Annotated in this window: 17 protein-coding genes; 8 read left to right on the top strand and 9 right to left on the bottom strand. The window is 61.9% G+C overall.

Annotated elements, in window-relative coordinates; translation table 11 throughout:
- Positions 1 to 83 precede the first annotated feature (83 nt).
- On the top strand, positions 84 to 866 hold the full coding sequence (locus PspTeo4_RS25830) for an IclR family transcriptional regulator (protein WP_322366562.1): 783 nt from the start codon (positions 84 to 86) through the stop codon (positions 864 to 866).
- A gap of 273 nt (positions 867 to 1139) precedes the next feature.
- Here the strand turns inward: PspTeo4_RS25830 and PspTeo4_RS25825 are convergent, their stop codons facing one another.
- The 4 genes from PspTeo4_RS25825 to PspTeo4_RS25810 all read right to left on the bottom strand — a co-directional run bounded on the left by PspTeo4_RS25825 (position 1140) and on the right by PspTeo4_RS25810 (position 4315).
- Positions 1140 to 2054 (bottom strand): SDR family oxidoreductase, encoded by a 915-nt coding sequence (locus tag PspTeo4_RS25825; protein WP_322366561.1) that lies wholly within the window; start codon positions 2052 to 2054, stop codon positions 1140 to 1142.
- A gap of 116 nt (positions 2055 to 2170) precedes the next feature.
- On the bottom strand, positions 2171 to 3076 hold the full coding sequence (locus tag PspTeo4_RS25820) for an alpha/beta hydrolase (RefSeq protein WP_322366560.1): 906 nt from the start codon (positions 3074 to 3076) through the stop codon (positions 2171 to 2173).
- Positions 3077 to 3252: 176 nt separating this feature from the next.
- On the bottom strand, positions 3253 to 3939 hold the full coding sequence (locus PspTeo4_RS25815) for an LrgB family protein (RefSeq protein ID WP_322366559.1): 687 nt from the start codon (positions 3937 to 3939) through the stop codon (positions 3253 to 3255).
- Entirely contained in the window at positions 3929 to 4315 is a 387-nt protein-coding gene (locus tag PspTeo4_RS25810) for a CidA/LrgA family protein (protein ID WP_322366558.1), read from the bottom strand. The genes PspTeo4_RS25815 and PspTeo4_RS25810 overlap by 11 nt, the downstream gene beginning before the upstream one ends.
- Before the next feature lie 96 nt (positions 4316 to 4411).
- Here PspTeo4_RS25810 and PspTeo4_RS25805 point away from each other — a divergent pair, with 96 nt between their 5' ends.
- A complete protein-coding gene (locus PspTeo4_RS25805; RefSeq protein WP_322366557.1) occupies positions 4412 to 5302 on the top strand; it encodes a LysR family transcriptional regulator in 891 nt (296 codons plus the stop codon).
- 125 nt (positions 5303 to 5427) lie between these two features.
- Here PspTeo4_RS25805 and PspTeo4_RS25800 read toward each other — a convergent pair whose 3' ends face one another.
- Positions 5428 to 5883 (bottom strand): flavodoxin, encoded by a 456-nt coding sequence (locus PspTeo4_RS25800; RefSeq protein WP_322366556.1) that lies wholly within the window; start codon positions 5881 to 5883, stop codon positions 5428 to 5430.
- A gap of 106 nt (positions 5884 to 5989) precedes the next feature.
- Between PspTeo4_RS25800 and PspTeo4_RS25795 the strand changes: the two genes are divergently transcribed.
- On the top strand, positions 5990 to 6430 hold the full coding sequence (locus PspTeo4_RS25795; RefSeq protein WP_322366555.1) for a PAS domain S-box protein: 441 nt from the start codon (positions 5990 to 5992) through the stop codon (positions 6428 to 6430).
- A gap of 43 nt (positions 6431 to 6473) precedes the next feature.
- The gene (locus PspTeo4_RS25790) at positions 6474 to 7091 is read left to right on the top strand and encodes a hypothetical protein (RefSeq protein WP_322366554.1); all 618 of its coding nucleotides are present in this window, start codon (positions 6474 to 6476) and stop codon (positions 7089 to 7091) included.
- Here the strand turns inward: PspTeo4_RS25790 and PspTeo4_RS25785 are convergent.
- A complete protein-coding gene (locus PspTeo4_RS25785) occupies positions 7076 to 8005 on the bottom strand; it encodes a MerR family transcriptional regulator (RefSeq protein ID WP_322366553.1) in 930 nt (309 codons plus the stop codon). The genes PspTeo4_RS25790 and PspTeo4_RS25785 overlap by 16 nt on opposite strands.
- Before the next feature lie 218 nt (positions 8006 to 8223).
- Between PspTeo4_RS25785 and PspTeo4_RS25780 the strand changes: the two genes are divergently transcribed.
- From PspTeo4_RS25780 to PspTeo4_RS25765, 4 genes are read left to right on the top strand one after another with little or no spacing between them, the layout of a single operon-like run.
- Positions 8224 to 8784, top strand: a complete 561-nt coding sequence (locus PspTeo4_RS25780; RefSeq protein WP_322366552.1) for an antibiotic biosynthesis monooxygenase — start codon at positions 8224 to 8226, stop codon at positions 8782 to 8784.
- A 33-nt stretch (positions 8785 to 8817) separates the two neighbouring features.
- Positions 8818 to 9555 carry a dihydromonapterin reductase gene (gene folM / locus PspTeo4_RS25775; RefSeq protein ID WP_322366551.1) on the top strand — a complete coding sequence of 246 codons (738 nt, stop codon included), beginning with the start codon at positions 8818 to 8820 and terminating at the stop codon, positions 9553 to 9555.
- Between the two features lie 9 nt (positions 9556 to 9564).
- Positions 9565 to 9861: a DUF1244 domain-containing protein gene (locus PspTeo4_RS25770; protein WP_023378717.1), complete on the top strand. Its 297-nt coding sequence runs from the start codon at positions 9565 to 9567 to the stop codon at positions 9859 to 9861.
- Positions 9854 to 10195 carry a HopJ type III effector protein gene (locus PspTeo4_RS25765; protein WP_322366550.1) on the top strand — a complete coding sequence of 114 codons (342 nt, stop codon included), beginning with the start codon at positions 9854 to 9856 and terminating at the stop codon, positions 10193 to 10195. Before PspTeo4_RS25770 ends, PspTeo4_RS25765 begins: the two co-directional genes overlap by 8 nt.
- 143 nt (positions 10196 to 10338) lie before the next feature.
- Here PspTeo4_RS25765 and PspTeo4_RS25760 read toward each other — a convergent pair whose 3' ends face one another.
- The 3 genes from PspTeo4_RS25760 to PspTeo4_RS25750 all read right to left on the bottom strand — a co-directional run bounded on the left by PspTeo4_RS25760 (position 10339) and on the right by PspTeo4_RS25750 (position 13583).
- Entirely contained in the window at positions 10339 to 11247 is a 909-nt protein-coding gene (locus tag PspTeo4_RS25760; protein WP_322366549.1) for an alpha/beta fold hydrolase, read from the bottom strand.
- A gap of 140 nt (positions 11248 to 11387) precedes the next feature.
- Positions 11388 to 12599: an enoyl-ACP reductase FabV gene (fabV, locus tag PspTeo4_RS25755; RefSeq protein ID WP_322366548.1), complete on the bottom strand. Its 1212-nt coding sequence runs from the start codon at positions 12597 to 12599 to the stop codon at positions 11388 to 11390.
- 99 nt (positions 12600 to 12698) lie between these two features.
- Positions 12699 to 13583 carry a LysR substrate-binding domain-containing protein gene (locus tag PspTeo4_RS25750; protein WP_322366547.1) on the bottom strand — a complete coding sequence of 295 codons (885 nt, stop codon included), beginning with the start codon at positions 13581 to 13583 and terminating at the stop codon, positions 12699 to 12701.
- Between the last annotated feature and the right edge of the window lie 135 nt (positions 13584 to 13718).

The following is a 13718-nucleotide window of genomic DNA, read 5'->3' as shown; positions in this document are numbered from 1 at the left end:
ATCAGATTACGTATAACGTAATTTGCTCCTCGATAGGCGTCAAGCTATAAAGACGCGACTCGAAGAATCCGGAATCCCATTTCATGGCCAAAGCCAGCCCCACCGCCGATAACGGCAAGCAGAAGGTCCGCTCGGCAGAAGTCGGCACCGACATCCTCAAGGCCCTTGCCGAACTCTCCCCTTCCACGTCGTTGTCGCGTCTGGCAGAGCACGTGCAGATGCCCGCGAGCAAGGTCCATCGCTACCTGCAAGCGCTGATCGCAAGTGGCTTTGCCGAGCAGGATGCGGCCACCAACCACTATGGTTTGGGGCGTGAGGCATTGCGGGTGGGGTTGGCGGCGCTGGGCAGCATTGATGTGCTGAAAATTTCAGCCTTGCCGCTGTCGCAGTTGCGCGACGAGCTCAACGAAAGTTGCTTTATCGCGGTGTGGGGCAACCAAGGGGCAACCGTGGTGAGCATCGAACCTGCGGTACGTGCAGTCACGGTTGTGACCCAGATCGGTTCGGTGTTGCCACTGCTGAGTTCGTCCACCGGGCTGGTTTTCGCGGCCTACCTGCCCGAGCGCGAAACGCGAGAGTTGCGTGACCACGAACTGGCTGCGCTCGAGCAAACATCCGCAGACTACGAACCCTTGCTGGCCGGTATCCGCAAGCGCGGTCTGCACCATGTCCATGGCCTTCTGATGCCCGGCGTAGATGCGCTGTCGGCACCGGTGTTCAATGCCATGGGCCAAATTGCCGCCGTGATGACAGTGGTAGGGCCAACCTCGATTTTCCATGCCGACGAATGTGGCCCGGCTGCACGGCAACTGTTGGCGGCGGCGCAGGAGGCCAGTTGGCGGATGGGCTATTCGCCCAAGGGTTGAGCACCCTGCAAGGCACAACGTCGGACCCGAAAAGAGGCTGGAACTGCGCTGAGGGCACTTTTACCCGAAACGTAAAGGTGAATGTCACAAGGGGCTATTTTTCCCCCAGGATCAAGCGCTTATTCTTATCTCACTGGCTGGCACGAAGGGCACTACCCCCCCCGCCCTTCGCGCCGAACAGGGTTCACCGACGTTGATTTTGAAGCTCCTTGATCATACGTCTCGATTGGCCGCTGCCTTTGCAGCGGCCTTTTTTTTTGCGGCTTGAAATCATCAGCTCAACGGATATTTCTGCAGATTCGCCATCATCTGCTGCAATGCCTGCAAACTGTCCTGCGGATGTACAGCGCCTTCAAAATCGCCGATTTCTTCCCAGTGCTGTGCCACCTGCTCCGGTGTGAAACCTTGCCGTGGATCGAAGCCCACGCCAAGGCTGCGCTCCCAGCGCACCTTGCCAACCCATCCACCGCCCACTTCGAACAGTTGCCCCGTGTCCTCGCACTGCTCGCTGCCCAGGTACACCACCAGCGGGCTGATCAGCTCAGGCTTGAGCCGGTCGAACACCTGTGGCGGGATCAACCCTTCGGTCATGCGGGTACCGCCGGTTGGCGCGATGGCATTGACCAGAACGCCGTTCTTGCGCCCTTCGATGGCCAGCGTGCGGGTCAGGCCGTAGAGGCCAAGCTTGGCCATGCCATAGTTGGCCTGGCCAAAGTTGCCGTAGATGCCGGACGTCGAGGCGGTGAAGATCACTCGCCCCCAATTTTGCGCGCGCAGGTGCGGCCAGGCTGCATGGGTCACCTTGTAGGCACCTTCGACATGCACCTGGTAGACCTGCTGCCAATCGCTGTCTTCCATCTTGTGGAAAGTCTTGTCACGCAGGATGCCGGCATTGTTCACCAGCACATCGACCCGGCCAAAGCTGTCCATGGCTTGTTCGACGATGCGGGCTCCATCGCCGACCGAGTCATGGTTGGCCACTGCGGTGCCGCCAGCGGCACGGATTTCGGCCACCACGCGATCGGCCGCCGACGCGTTGGCGCCTTCACCGTGGGTCGAACCGCCCAGGTCGTTGACCACCACCCTCGCGCCACGCTCGGCGAACAACAGCGCATGGGCCCGGCCCAGGCCGCCACCGGCCCCCGTGACGATCACCACTCGGTCTTGCAGACTCACCGGCTCGCTCATGTTCATGGCTCCTGGTCAGGTTTGGGTGCAACGAGTGTCCGCCAGCCTCGGATAGCGAACAATCAAGCTCACTGAGGCTGAATGCTAGACGATAACGCTGGGCCATGATCGCCTGGTCAGGACCAGGCGACCTTCAACGGGAGGTAGCTAAGCGGTTGTTCGCGAAACGACAGGTAATGACGCAGCACCTGCACGGGCGCCTCGGTATGCGGGTAATGGCCAATGCCTTGCAGCTGCACGGTGTCCGGCTCTGGCACCAGCTGCCGGTAGCGCTCGACCATGCGGCTGCCCGAAACCGGGTCGACCACACCGTTGATGAAGCGCAGCGGCACGCCCTCTCGCTGCAACGCCCCGACCCAGCGTTCGCGATGCACCCTGCGTTCGGGCAGGTAGCCCACCAGCTTGTGCAAAATGCGCGTGCCCCGGTTCGCTGCGATCAGGCTCCAGCAGTCGTCCAGCGCACTTTCGCTGGGGTGGGTGCAGGGGCCGTAGATCTGCGTGACGTTACGCACCAGGTCGTCCCGCCCGAACGAGCGCCCCACCAGCCAGCCCAACCGGCTGAGCAGCAGCTTCTGAACCAGCAGCACCTGGCAGCTCTCGGGGAACAACCCACTGTTGAGGAATACGCAGCTGGCGATTTCCGCCCGCTGCTCATGGTGCCGCGCCAGCAACTCCTGGGCGACACTGCCGCCGTAATCGTGGGCCAGCAGGTGCACCGGCTGGTCGACCTGCAGATGGGCGAGCAAGGCCTGTTGCAAATCGGCCTGCTCCATCAGGCTGTAGGTGTGGTTGAGCGGCTTGGCTGAATCGCCAAAGCCCAGCATGTCGCAGGCAATGACCCGGAAGCGCTGAGCCAGCGGCGCCCACAGGTAGTGCCAATCCCAACTTGCGGTGGGAAATCCGTGCAGAAGTAGCAGGGGCTCTCCTTGCCCTGCGGTCCAGTAGCGGATGCTCTGGCCCCGGAATGAAAAACTCTGTCCCCGGGTACGCCAGACGCACAATGGAATCTCGGCCAAAGGCATCAGAGTCGTCCCGGAAGATAAGTGTTGGTGGAATAGGGCAAGGCTGCGGTCATTGCATGTCACCTCGGCACTTACATGTGCTCTCTATGTCGAGGCTCAGTCTAGTCAGCAGCCAAGGCGGAGAAACTTGCGTTGCCAGCCAGCTTGATGACTCAGCGAGTCAGTGGCACGAACGGTCACAGCAGCACGGCCAGCAGAGGCGCGGCAAACAGGTTCAGCAGGCCGGTCAGGACCATGACCAGGCCGGCCACGGAACCTTCTTCGCGGCCCACTTCCTGTGCCCGACTAACGCCAGCACCATGGGCACCCACACCAAACAACGCGCCCCGGGCCAGCGGAGTACGAAGGGGCAACCAACGCAGCAGCACGCCACCGAACATCGCCCCTAGCACGCCGGTGAACATCACGAACACTGCGGTCAACTCCGGTACGCCACCAAGGTCGTGGGCCAGCGGCATGGCAAAGGGTGTAGTGATCGAGCGTGGCACCAGCGACAGGCTGATTGCGTTGTCCAGCGCCAGCAGGTGGGCCAGCCCCCAGGAGCTGGCGATGGACGCTGCACTTCCGGCCACCATGCCAATCAACAGCGCAGGCCAATGCCGCGCCAACATGGCCCGCTGCTGCCAGATCGGCACCGCGAAGGCCACGGTCACCGGGCCAAGTACACTCATGAGCCAGTGGGTGTTGCGTGCGTACTCGGCATACGCGGTGTGCAGCGGTACGGCCACCGCCAGCAGTAGCGTCGGCACCAGAATCAGGGGCGACAGCAGGTAGCGACCACTGCGCCGGTACAGCCAGCGGCTGCCCAGATACGCGGCCAGGGTCAGGGCCAGCCAGAACAGCGGCATGGGCTCAAGACTCATGGCGCAACCTCCAGCGGCATACCAGTTCGACGGTCACTGCGGTGACGACCATTACCATCAATGTGCTCACGGCGATCACCAGCAGAATGCGCCAGCCCTCGTTGCGCACCAGGGCGCCGTAGTCGAGCAAGCTCATCAGCGCCGGGATGAAGAACAGCAGCATCTCGGCCATCAGCCAGCCGGCGCCCAGTTGCAAGGTGCCTGGTTTAACTACGCCGCTGGCAAACAGCAACAACAAAAGCGCCAGGCCCATCACTCCACCAGGGATGGGCCAGCCCAGCCAGGCGGCAAGTTGACCTCCCAGCAGGAACAAGGCCAACAGCACTGCAAGCTCGGCAAGCAGGCGCGGGATTTTCTTCAACAACGCGGGTTTCATTGGCGAGTCCTCGACAGGCCCTCATTTTAAATTTTGCCTGCCTAGGCCAGAAGCGAATTGTTAGACTAATCAGCATTCCATAATGGAATTCAGGTCATGGAATTCAAACAACTGCGCAGCTTCATCGAAGTGGTCAACCGCGGGGGATTCACCCAAGCGGCGCTCATCCTGCACATCAGCCAGTCAGCGGTCAGCAAACAGGTGGCTCAACTGGAGCAAGATGTGGGCCAGCCGCTGCTGGAGCGTCAGGCTTCGCAGCTGCACTTGACCGCTGCCGGGCGTATCGTCCTTGAGCGTGGCGAAGCCTTGTTGCGCCAACGTCAGGCGCTGCTCAGCGAACTCGACGACCTCAGCCAGATGGGCCGCGGCGAATTGCGCCTGGGGTTGCCGCTATTGGGTAGCGATGCGCTTTTCGCAGGGCTGTTTGCCGAGTACCGGCGGCGGCACCCGAATATCTCGATCCAATTGCTCGAAGGCGGTAGCCACAGCATTGAGCAAGCGGTAAGAACCGGTGAGCTGGAGCTCGGCGGCAGCCTGACACCTGGTGACCCGGCCTTTGAGCACCAGCCATTCTGCAATGAGCCTCTGGATGTACTGCTGCCAGCTGGGCATCCGTTGGCGGGCCTTGGCCTGGTCGACTTGAAGCAACTGGCTGACACGCCTTTTCTGCTGTACCAACGCAGTTTCGTGCTGAACGATCGTTTGCTGAAGGCTTGCCAGCAGGAGGGGTTCACGCCGAAGGAAGGTGGGCGTAGTGGTCAGGCCGACTTTCTCGTCGCGCTGGTGGCAGCAGGCCAGGGCGTGGTGTTGCTGCCCCGAGTGGTGGCAAAAGCGCTGGAGCGCCCTGGCGTGGTGCGCCTGGCGCTGCGGGCTCCGGCATTTCTGCGCTGGGACATCGCGTTTATCTGGCGACGTGGGGCGTATCTGTCGCGGGCGGCGCAAGCGTGGTTGCAGTTGGTGCGGCAGGAGCCGGACGGGCAGCTTTGAGTTGTCTGTACCGGCCTCATCGCCGGCAAGCCGGCTCCCACATGGACTGCACCAACCTTGAGATCACCGCTGTACCTGTAGGAGCCGGCTTGCCGGCGATGAGGCCAATTGCATCCCGTGCTTTGTCAGGCCTTCAGCAACTGCGCCAGTTCAGCCAGCCACGGCTCGGCATCGATCTCCGGGGTTACCGTCTCGCTGGCGTCCAGGCGCAGCATCGGCTGCACTTCCCGCACGCCCAGTTCGGCAAACAACTCGCGCATCTGCTCGCCACCACCACAGAAGGTATCGCCGTAGCTGGAGTCGCCCAGGGCAATCACCGCCCCCGGCAGGCCGCGCCAGGCAGCAGGCAAGGTGTCACGGATGGTGCTGTACAGCGGCATGAGGTTGTCTGGCAGCTCACCCATGCCGGTGGTCGAGGTCACTGCCAGCAAGGCCTCTGGCGCGAAGCCCTGCAGGTCCTGCAGGGTAGCCCGCGCCGCGTGCCAGGCTTCGAAACCTGCGGCCTTGAGCAGGGATTCGGCATGACGGGCAACTTCTTCGGCGGTACCGTACACCGACCCGGAAATAATGGCGACTTTCATCGGGGAGAGGATTCCGAAACTGAGTGAAAACGTAGGATACTAACATCCGGCGCTGGCAAAAGGCCGTCTCTACTAAAGTCCCCTCTTTCTCCCTGATGGCCCGGACATGATCAACGCGCAATTGCTGCAATCGATGGTCGATGCATCCAACGACGGTATCGTGGTTGCCGAACAGGAAGGCGACGACACCATCCTGATCTACGTGAACGCGGCATTCGAACGCCTGACCGGATACAGCCGGGACGAGATTCTCTACCAGGATTGCCGTTTCCTGCAGGCCGACGACCGCGACCAGCTGGGCCGTGCGCGAATCCGCAAAGCCCTGGTCGAAGGCCGTCCTTGCCGGGAGGTGCTGCGCAACTACCGCAAGGATGGCAGCGCTTTCTGGAACGAGCTGTCGATCACTCCCGTGAAGAACGACGCCGAGAAACGCACTTATTTCATCGGTATCCAGAAGGATGTCACCCGCCAGGTGGAGCTGGAGCGCGAGCTGGCCGAACTCAACGCTCGTCTGAATTCCGACCAACGAGCTGAACCAAGCGCCTGAAGCATTGTCCATGCCGTTGAAGAAATCGCCTCCGAGTTCGATCATGCAAGCAAACGCGCTCCTGACCCAGGACGAGTTGGATTTCATACAGGGCATGCAGCACACGCCGCAGTTGAACCTGGCCGACCCCATGTCGAGCCTGCTGGTCAATGGCGACCGCCGCATCCAGCACTTGCTCACCCGCCTGGTGGCCAACGAGCAAGTCACGCTGCAGGCGCAATTCAACAACCAGCAGATCAGCTTCCCGCTGCAACTGGTCGAAGACGAGTTCCACGCCCTGCACTTGCAACTGGGTTCACCGGAAATCTACGAAGACGGCCCGATGCTGCGCCCCTGGCGCCTGTCGTTGGACCAGCCCAGCGCACTGCAAGATGCACACGGCAACGCCTGCGGACTGTGGGTACGCGAAATTTCCTTCAAGGGGGCACTGCTGGAACTACGCGGACTGCGGCAGGCACCTGCGCAATTCGACCTGCACTTCGCGCCTGACGGAATCACCCCAATTGAACTGCACGGCACCTTGGGCCGGCGCATTGGTCCAGATCTGGCCGCCTACGACTTGAGCCAAAGCTCGACCGAAGAAATCGAACGCCTGCGCGAGTACATTCTTCAGGCTCATCGCCAGGCCCACCCAGAACTACACGCTCAGGTGTCGAGCTGACCGGCTAGAAACTGCCGCAAACGCCGACGCATCAAACCCGCTTCAGCGCCCAGACAAGCCACCGGGCTTCCCGCCAGGCTGTCCTGGGCCAGCTCCGCAGCTTCTCCTGCCAGCAGCAACGGGCACTCCAACCCCACCACCAGGCGTAACAAACGTTTGCCAAGGTCCACCGTCAACTGGTGATTGGAGAACAGCACCAAGGCATCGGGGCGTAGCCGCTCGCACACCAGCGTCAGCTCTTCAAGCGGTTGCCCAGGCGCCAGCAAGGTCACGCCGACCTCATCACTGCTCAACAGCAGGCCGGCCACCAGCAGCTCCAACTCGTGGCAAGGCCCAGGCAGAGCCGCCATCAGCACGCGCTGATGGCATGCCTTGCGGGAAAACTGCAGCAGCGACAGCACGCGTGCCCGCAAGAACTGGTCAAAAAACAGCCACTCGCTGGTCTGGCCAAACACCCCATGGCCCGCCGCCAGGTCATGCCAGACGGGCATGAATATCTCGGTGAATGCCTTGTCCAGGCAATGGCTCGCCGACACTTGGTCGAACACACGCCCCAAGCTCACGCCATCGAAGGATTGCAGCGCTTTGCGCAGCTGGTTTTGCCACTGCCCCTGGGTGTCCGCCGTGGCCGGGTGACTGGCTTCACGCAGAACCGCCTGCCCGCGAGCAAGAATGCTACCGACCTTGCTCACCGCGACACCACGTTCGAGCCACCCCAGGATCAGGCGAATATCGTCGATGTCAGCTTGGGAATACAGGCGGTGGCCGCTGTCGGTGCGAGTCGGCTGGATCAACCCGTAGCGTCGCTCCCAGGCACGCAGAGTCACCGGGTTGACCCCCGTGAGGCGGGAAACTTCGCGGATCGGAAACAGGTCCTGGTGTTCCAGGCCGGCATCCATTGCCGTTTTGTTCATCTGCACTGAGCACCCTGTGCGTTTGAATTGAACGCGCATTCTACTACGACAGAATAGATTACCGGTCAGTGACCATTCGCCGCCTGACACTTGCCTGTCATGCAACAGCCGCGATAATCCGTGCCCGATTCTTGCATATACGTCTGTGTCGCCCACCACCCCGGGCGACACAGCCAAGGGGCCAGCTACCCGCCAACCCCGTCGTCAGGAGATACACGATGTCTACCCCACCCGTCACCCTGATGGTGTCGCGCCGCGCCGCCCATGGCCGCTACCAGGACCTGCTGGCCTGGCTCCATGAAGGCGAGCAGCTGGCCACAGACTTTCCCGGCTATCTTGGCTCGGGCATCCTCGCACCGCCCCGTGATGGCGACGAGTTCCAGATCATTTTCCGTTTCAGCGACGAACCAACCCTGCACGCCTGGGAACATTCCGCTTCTCGCCGAGCCTGGCTGCAACGCGGAAATGGCCTGTTCGAACGCCCCAAAGAGAGGCGCGTAACCGGCATTGATGATTGGTTTTGCACCGCTATGGTGCAAAAACCACCGCGCTGGAAGCAAGCCGTGGCCATCTGGCTGGCGTTCTTCCCGGTCTCGCTGCTGTTCAACCTGTTGTTCGGCCATTGGCTGGCGGCATTGGACCTGGTGCCCCGGGTGATGCTCAGCACGCTGATGCTGACACCTGTGATGGTGTATGTCTTCATTCCCCTCTCCACTCGCCTGCTGGCGAATTGGCTGAACGCCGCGCCGCACACTGGCACAGCGCTGCGCAGCCGTTGAGGGCCGGCCACGCAAGAGCGAAACAGTTCGGGTATGCTGGGCGGCAACGAAAGAACAGACAAGTTGACCGCCCCGAACATGAACAGCCCAATCCTCGTTACCGGAGCCAGCCAGCGTGTCGGGCTGGCTCTGGCGCTCGAACTGGCACAGGCCGGCCATACGGTGGTCAGTGCCAGCCGCAGCATCCTGCCGCAACCTGCGCACCCGAATATCGTTCAGTTCAAGGCCGACCTCTGCCTGGCGGCAGACCGCCAGGCGCTGATCGACTTCCTGCACAGCCATTACGACGGCTTGCGCGCGGTTATCCACAACGCCTCTCTGTGGCTGGATGACGGCCTCGACAACCTCGAGACCATGTTCCGCCTGCACGTCGAGGCGCCCTACCACCTCAACCTGGCACTGGGCGACCTATTGGCCAAGGTGGACAAGGCCGACATCATCCATATCTGCGACGAAACCTCATCACGCGGCAGCAAGAGCCACATCGGCTACGCCGCCACCAAAGCCGCGTTGCAGAACATGGTGCTGTCGTTCGCGGAAAAATATGCACCCAAGGTGCATGTCAACGGTATCCTGCCGGGCCTGTTGATCCTCAAGGAAGGGGGCGATGAAGCGTACCGCCAGCAAACGCTGAAAAAAGCCCTGCTGGAATTCGAACCCGGCGCCGGCCCACTGATCGAGACGGTCAAGTACCTGCTTGCCAGCCAGTACAGCACCGGCAGCCAGGTGGTCATCAACGGTGGCCGCCACCTTAAGAATCGCATGACCTGAGAGAAGCCCATGACCCCGCAACAGCAACTCGAACTCGAGGCCGCCGCGTTCCGGCGCCTGGTCGAACACCTGCAGAAACGCACCGATGTGCAGAACATCGACCTGATGAACCTCTCCGGCTTCTGCCGCAACTGCCTGTCAAAGTGGTACAAGGCGGCCGCCGACGAGCGCCAGGTCGAACTGAGCATGGATGATGCCCGCGAAGCGGTGTACGGCATGCCCTACGCCGAGTGGAAAGCCCAATACCAGAAAGAAGCCAGCGCCGAGCAGCAAGCGGCGTTTGAAAAAGGAAAACCTCGTGACTGATCTGAACACCCTGCGCGCCAGCCTGGCCAGCGGCGAACACGTCTTTGCCGATACCCTGGCGTTCATTGCCGCCAACTACAGCTACCAGCCTCAAGCCTTCAACAATGGTGGCGTGGAAAACGCCGCCGGCCAGAACGAAGGCTCGTGCAAGACCCTGGGCCTGGCACTGCTGGAAGGCCTGAGCGATCAGGAAGCGCTGCTGGCGTTCGGCGAGCACTACCGCAGCGTGCTGGCAACGCCAGAAGGCAGTGACCATGGCAATATCCGTGCGCTGATCAAGCACGGCCTGGCTGGCGTGAAGTTCGCCCAGCAGCCGCTTTCGCGCCTGGCTTGATGTCGGGTGGGGCCGCTTTGCGGCCCATTCGCGGGTGAACCCGCTCCCACAGGTGCTGCTTCAACCTCCAGAGCGGTGCAATCCCTGTTGGAGCGGATTTATCGTGACGACGGGCCGCCAAGAAGTGGCCGGTACAGCCGACATCAACCCTCGATCCGATGCTTCCAGCTGGCTGACACCTCCCCCCGCTGCAACCACTCCAGTGCAATAGGCCACAGCCCCTCGCGAAACCTGTCATGGAAAAACGCGAAATGGCCGATCTCATCGACGGAGATATCCACAGGCGCCAGCCGCAGGTGCAACCGCTCTGTGTGCTTCAGATACCCCAGCAGACGCTCTGTCGCCGCCACGGTACCAAATGGGTCATCGGTCAAGCTGATCGCCAGTGTCGCCGCTCGCACCTGAGCAAATGGCAAACCTTGTAGCTGACTTCCACTAGGCCTGTGCTCGTAGCGTGATGTACGGGCTGTCCAATCCTGCACCACCCCCGCCGGCGTATCCTCCAGCCAACCCAGCCGCTTGCCGGGAAAGTAACCGAACAACCGCGTCAGCAGCGGCATCACCACATGCCACTTGCCCACCAGTCGCCAACGCAGGTCCCGCGCATAGTCGCGCCAGTAGGCAAATTGCGCCCCCACCATCACCACCCGCCGCACCCGCCCCGCCGAGGGCGCCAACCCCACCGCGCAGCCACCAAAGCTATGCCCAACCACATCCACGGGCTGCCCTGGGAACTGCTGTGCGGCATAAGCCAGCATGGCTTCGAAGTCCAGTTGCCCCCAGTCGCTCCATGACGCCTTGAACCCCCGAAGCGAGGCCGGGCGCGACTCGCCGATGCCACGGTAGTCGTACGTCAGCACGTCCCAGCCGTTGGCGAACAGGTAGTCGGCAAAACGCGAGTAGTAACGGCAACGCACCGATGTGGCGGCGTTGATGATCACCAGGGGGCGCTGAGGGTCGGGGTTGGCGTGGCGCCAGAGGAAACCTCCGAGGCTGTAGCCATCGGCGGCGGTGTGGCGAAAGGCAGTGGCGGGCTGGGTTAGGCTGCTCATGGCGCGCTTCCTGTTGTTGTGCGCCAACGCTAGCAAAAAATGTGTGGTCTGTACCGGCCTCTTCGCGGGTAAACCCGCTCCCACACGGCTCCTGTGGGAGCGGGTTCACCCGCGAAGAGGCCGGTACAGACCGGACGTGATTACAGCTCGATGCAGTCGAACTTCACGTCGGTGGCCACGTCTTCGTCGTAGTTGACGTCAGCACGCTCGAAACCGAACAGGTTGAGGAACTGTTTCTTGTAACCGGCATAGTCGGTGATTTCGAACAGGTTCTCGGTGGTCACCTGCGGCCACAGGGCCTTGCAGGCATCCTGTACGTCGTCACGCAGTTCCCAGTCGTCCAGACGCAGGCGAGCCTTTTCGTCGACGGCCGCCGGGGCGCCGTCGGCACGGTACATGCGGTCACGGAACATGCGGTCGAGCTGGTCCTGGGTGCCTTCGTGGACGCCCTTCTCCTGCATGATCTTGAACACCATCGACAGGTACAGTGGCATCACCGGAATGGCCGAGCTGGCCTGGGTGACCACCGACTTGAGCACCGCCACGTTGGCGCCGCCCTTGATTTCGCTGGCCAGTTTCTGGTCCAGGCGCAGGGCGGTTTCGTCCAGGTCCTGCTTGGCCTGGCCCAGGGCACCGTGCCAGTAGATCGGCCAGGTGATCTCGGTGCCGATGTAGCTGAAGGCCACGGTACGCGCGCCTTCGGCCAGCACGTTGGCACCAGCCAGGGCATCGATCCACAGCTGCCAGTCCTGACCACCCATGACGGTGACGGTGTCGGCAATTTCCTGCTCGGTGGCAGGCTCGATGCTGGCCTCGATGATGGTGTCCTTGTTGGTGTCGATGGCGGTCGACTTGTACGGCTGGCCGATCGGCTTGAGCGAGGAACGGATCAGCTCACCGGTCTGCGGCAGTTTGCGCACAGGCGAAGCCAGCGAGTAGATCACCAGGTCGACCTTGCCGCCCATTTCGTTCTTGATCAGCCCGATAACCTTGGCACGGGCTTCGTCCGAGAACGCGTCGCCGTTGATCGACTTGCTGTACAGGCCTTCGGCCTTGGCGAACTTGTCGAACGCAGCGGCGTTGTACCAGCCAGCGGTGCCCGCCTTGGTCTCGGTACCCGGTTTTTCGAAGAACACGCCCAGGGTGTCGGCCTTGAAGCCGAAGGCCGCGGTGATGCGCGCTGCCAGGCCGTAGCCACTGGAGGCACCGATGACCAGGACCTTCTTCGGACCATCCTCGCGCACGCCCAGCTTGCGGGTGGCTTCGATCTGGTCACGGACGTTGAGCTCGCAGCCCTTCGGGTGAGTCGTGGTGCAGATGAAACCGCGGACCTTAGGATGAATGATGGCCAATGTCTGTACCTCGTCAGGTTTATGCCAGGGAAGCGCCGCTGCGGGCGATTCCGATTGAACTAGAGGGTGAGACTACCCCCGCAGGTTATCCGACACATATTACGGGGTGATTGGGTGATGCGAAACCTGAGCGTCCTGCGCCAAGGCCTCCTTCAGCCATTCCAGGAACTGCCGCGCCAACGGATCGTCCTGACTGTCCCTGTGCACCAGGCAAGCCCACGCTGGCCCGCGCACACGCTGCTCGGACAAGGCCTGCAAGTGGCCCTGCGCCACTGCACGCTGGGCCAGCAGCTGGCTGACCAGGGCGATACCCAGCCCCTCGCTCGCTGCATCCAGCAACAACCCGGGGTCGGAGAAGTTGAGCCCCTTGCCCTGCTGCCCGACATCCTCGCCACCTTCCAGTTGCCAATGGCTCCAATCCATTTCCCGCTCGCCGTGCAAGGTCGTGCGCCCGGAAGCCATCAGCAGCGAAGGGTGGCAGGCCGGATACAACTGATCGTTGTGCAACACGGTAAAGCTGCATTCGGCCTGGGCACTGAGGTCATCACGAATAGCCAGGTCGATGGTCTCGGTCGCCATGTCCGGCACTTCGAAACTGGTGAACAACCACAGGTCGACCTCCGGGCAGCGCTGATGAAAATCGGCCAGACGCGGCAACAGCCAATGCCGGGCGAAGGCCGGGCTGGTGTTGACCACCAGCTGGTTGGGCTTGCGGTACTGGTCAAGGCGGCGAATGCCCACGGCAAGGTGCTGCAACAGCGACTGCGTGGTGCTGAGCAGGTCATGCCCGGCATCGGTCAGGCTCACGCTGCGACCACTGCGGTGGAACAGCGGCTGCTCCAGGTAGGTTTCCAGGCTGCGAATCTGCTGGCTGATTGCCGACTGAGTGAGGTTCAGGGCCTCGGCAGCCTTGTGGAAACTGCCAAGCCGCGCTGCGGCCTCGAAGCCTCTGAGCGCATTGAGGGGTGGCCAGTGTTTGAGCATGATCGATAAGCCCTGCTAATCAGGTGTGCGCTAAATCTATCGTTTGTCGATCAGCATTCATAGCCATAGCATTGGCACCAACACCCGCGACGGCGGGCTTCGTTGATAAAAATCCTTAATAAATCGGAGTTCTCT

The sequence above is a fragment of the Pseudomonas sp. Teo4 genome (genome assembly GCF_034387475.1).
In the GTDB taxonomy this organism is placed as follows: domain Bacteria; phylum Pseudomonadota; class Gammaproteobacteria; order Pseudomonadales; family Pseudomonadaceae; genus Aquipseudomonas.
Note: the sequence above shows the minus strand (reverse complement) of the source record. Positions and strands in the feature narration are given on the sequence as shown.

Excerpts from the sequence above, each read along its gene's own strand:
- PspTeo4_RS25780 (WP_322366552.1), top strand. The coding sequence starts at position 8,224 with ATGTCTACCCCACCCGTCACCCTGATGGTGTCGCGCCGCGCCGCCCAT.
- PspTeo4_RS25770 (WP_023378717.1), top strand. The coding sequence starts at position 9,565 with ATGACCCCGCAACAGCAACTCGAACTCGAGGCCGCCGCGTTCCGGCGC.
- PspTeo4_RS25820 (WP_322366560.1), bottom strand. The coding sequence starts at position 3,076 with ATGCCTTTGGCCGAGATTCCATTGTGCGTCTGGCGTACCCGGGGACAG.
- folM (WP_322366551.1), top strand. The coding sequence starts at position 8,818 with ATGCTGGGCGGCAACGAAAGAACAGACAAGTTGACCGCCCCGAACATG.
- PspTeo4_RS25795 (WP_322366555.1), top strand. The coding sequence starts at position 5,990 with ATGATCAACGCGCAATTGCTGCAATCGATGGTCGATGCATCCAACGAC.
- PspTeo4_RS25800 (WP_322366556.1), bottom strand. The coding sequence starts at position 5,883 with ATGAAAGTCGCCATTATTTCCGGGTCGGTGTACGGTACCGCCGAAGAA.
- PspTeo4_RS25825 (WP_322366561.1), bottom strand. The coding sequence starts at position 2,054 with ATGAGCGAGCCGGTGAGTCTGCAAGACCGAGTGGTGATCGTCACGGGG.
- PspTeo4_RS25805 (WP_322366557.1), top strand. The coding sequence starts at position 4,412 with ATGGAATTCAAACAACTGCGCAGCTTCATCGAAGTGGTCAACCGCGGG.
- PspTeo4_RS25750 (WP_322366547.1), bottom strand. The coding sequence starts at position 13,583 with ATGCTCAAACACTGGCCACCCCTCAATGCGCTCAGAGGCTTCGAGGCC.
- PspTeo4_RS25790 (WP_322366554.1), top strand. The coding sequence starts at position 6,474 with ATGCAAGCAAACGCGCTCCTGACCCAGGACGAGTTGGATTTCATACAG.
- PspTeo4_RS25815 (WP_322366559.1), bottom strand. The coding sequence starts at position 3,939 with ATGAGTCTTGAGCCCATGCCGCTGTTCTGGCTGGCCCTGACCCTGGCC.
- PspTeo4_RS25760 (WP_322366549.1), bottom strand. The coding sequence starts at position 11,247 with ATGAGCAGCCTAACCCAGCCCGCCACTGCCTTTCGCCACACCGCCGCC.
- PspTeo4_RS25830 (WP_322366562.1), top strand. The coding sequence starts at position 84 with ATGGCCAAAGCCAGCCCCACCGCCGATAACGGCAAGCAGAAGGTCCGC.
- PspTeo4_RS25810 (WP_322366558.1), bottom strand. The coding sequence starts at position 4,315 with ATGAAACCCGCGTTGTTGAAGAAAATCCCGCGCCTGCTTGCCGAGCTT.
- PspTeo4_RS25785 (WP_322366553.1), bottom strand. The coding sequence starts at position 8,005 with ATGAACAAAACGGCAATGGATGCCGGCCTGGAACACCAGGACCTGTTT.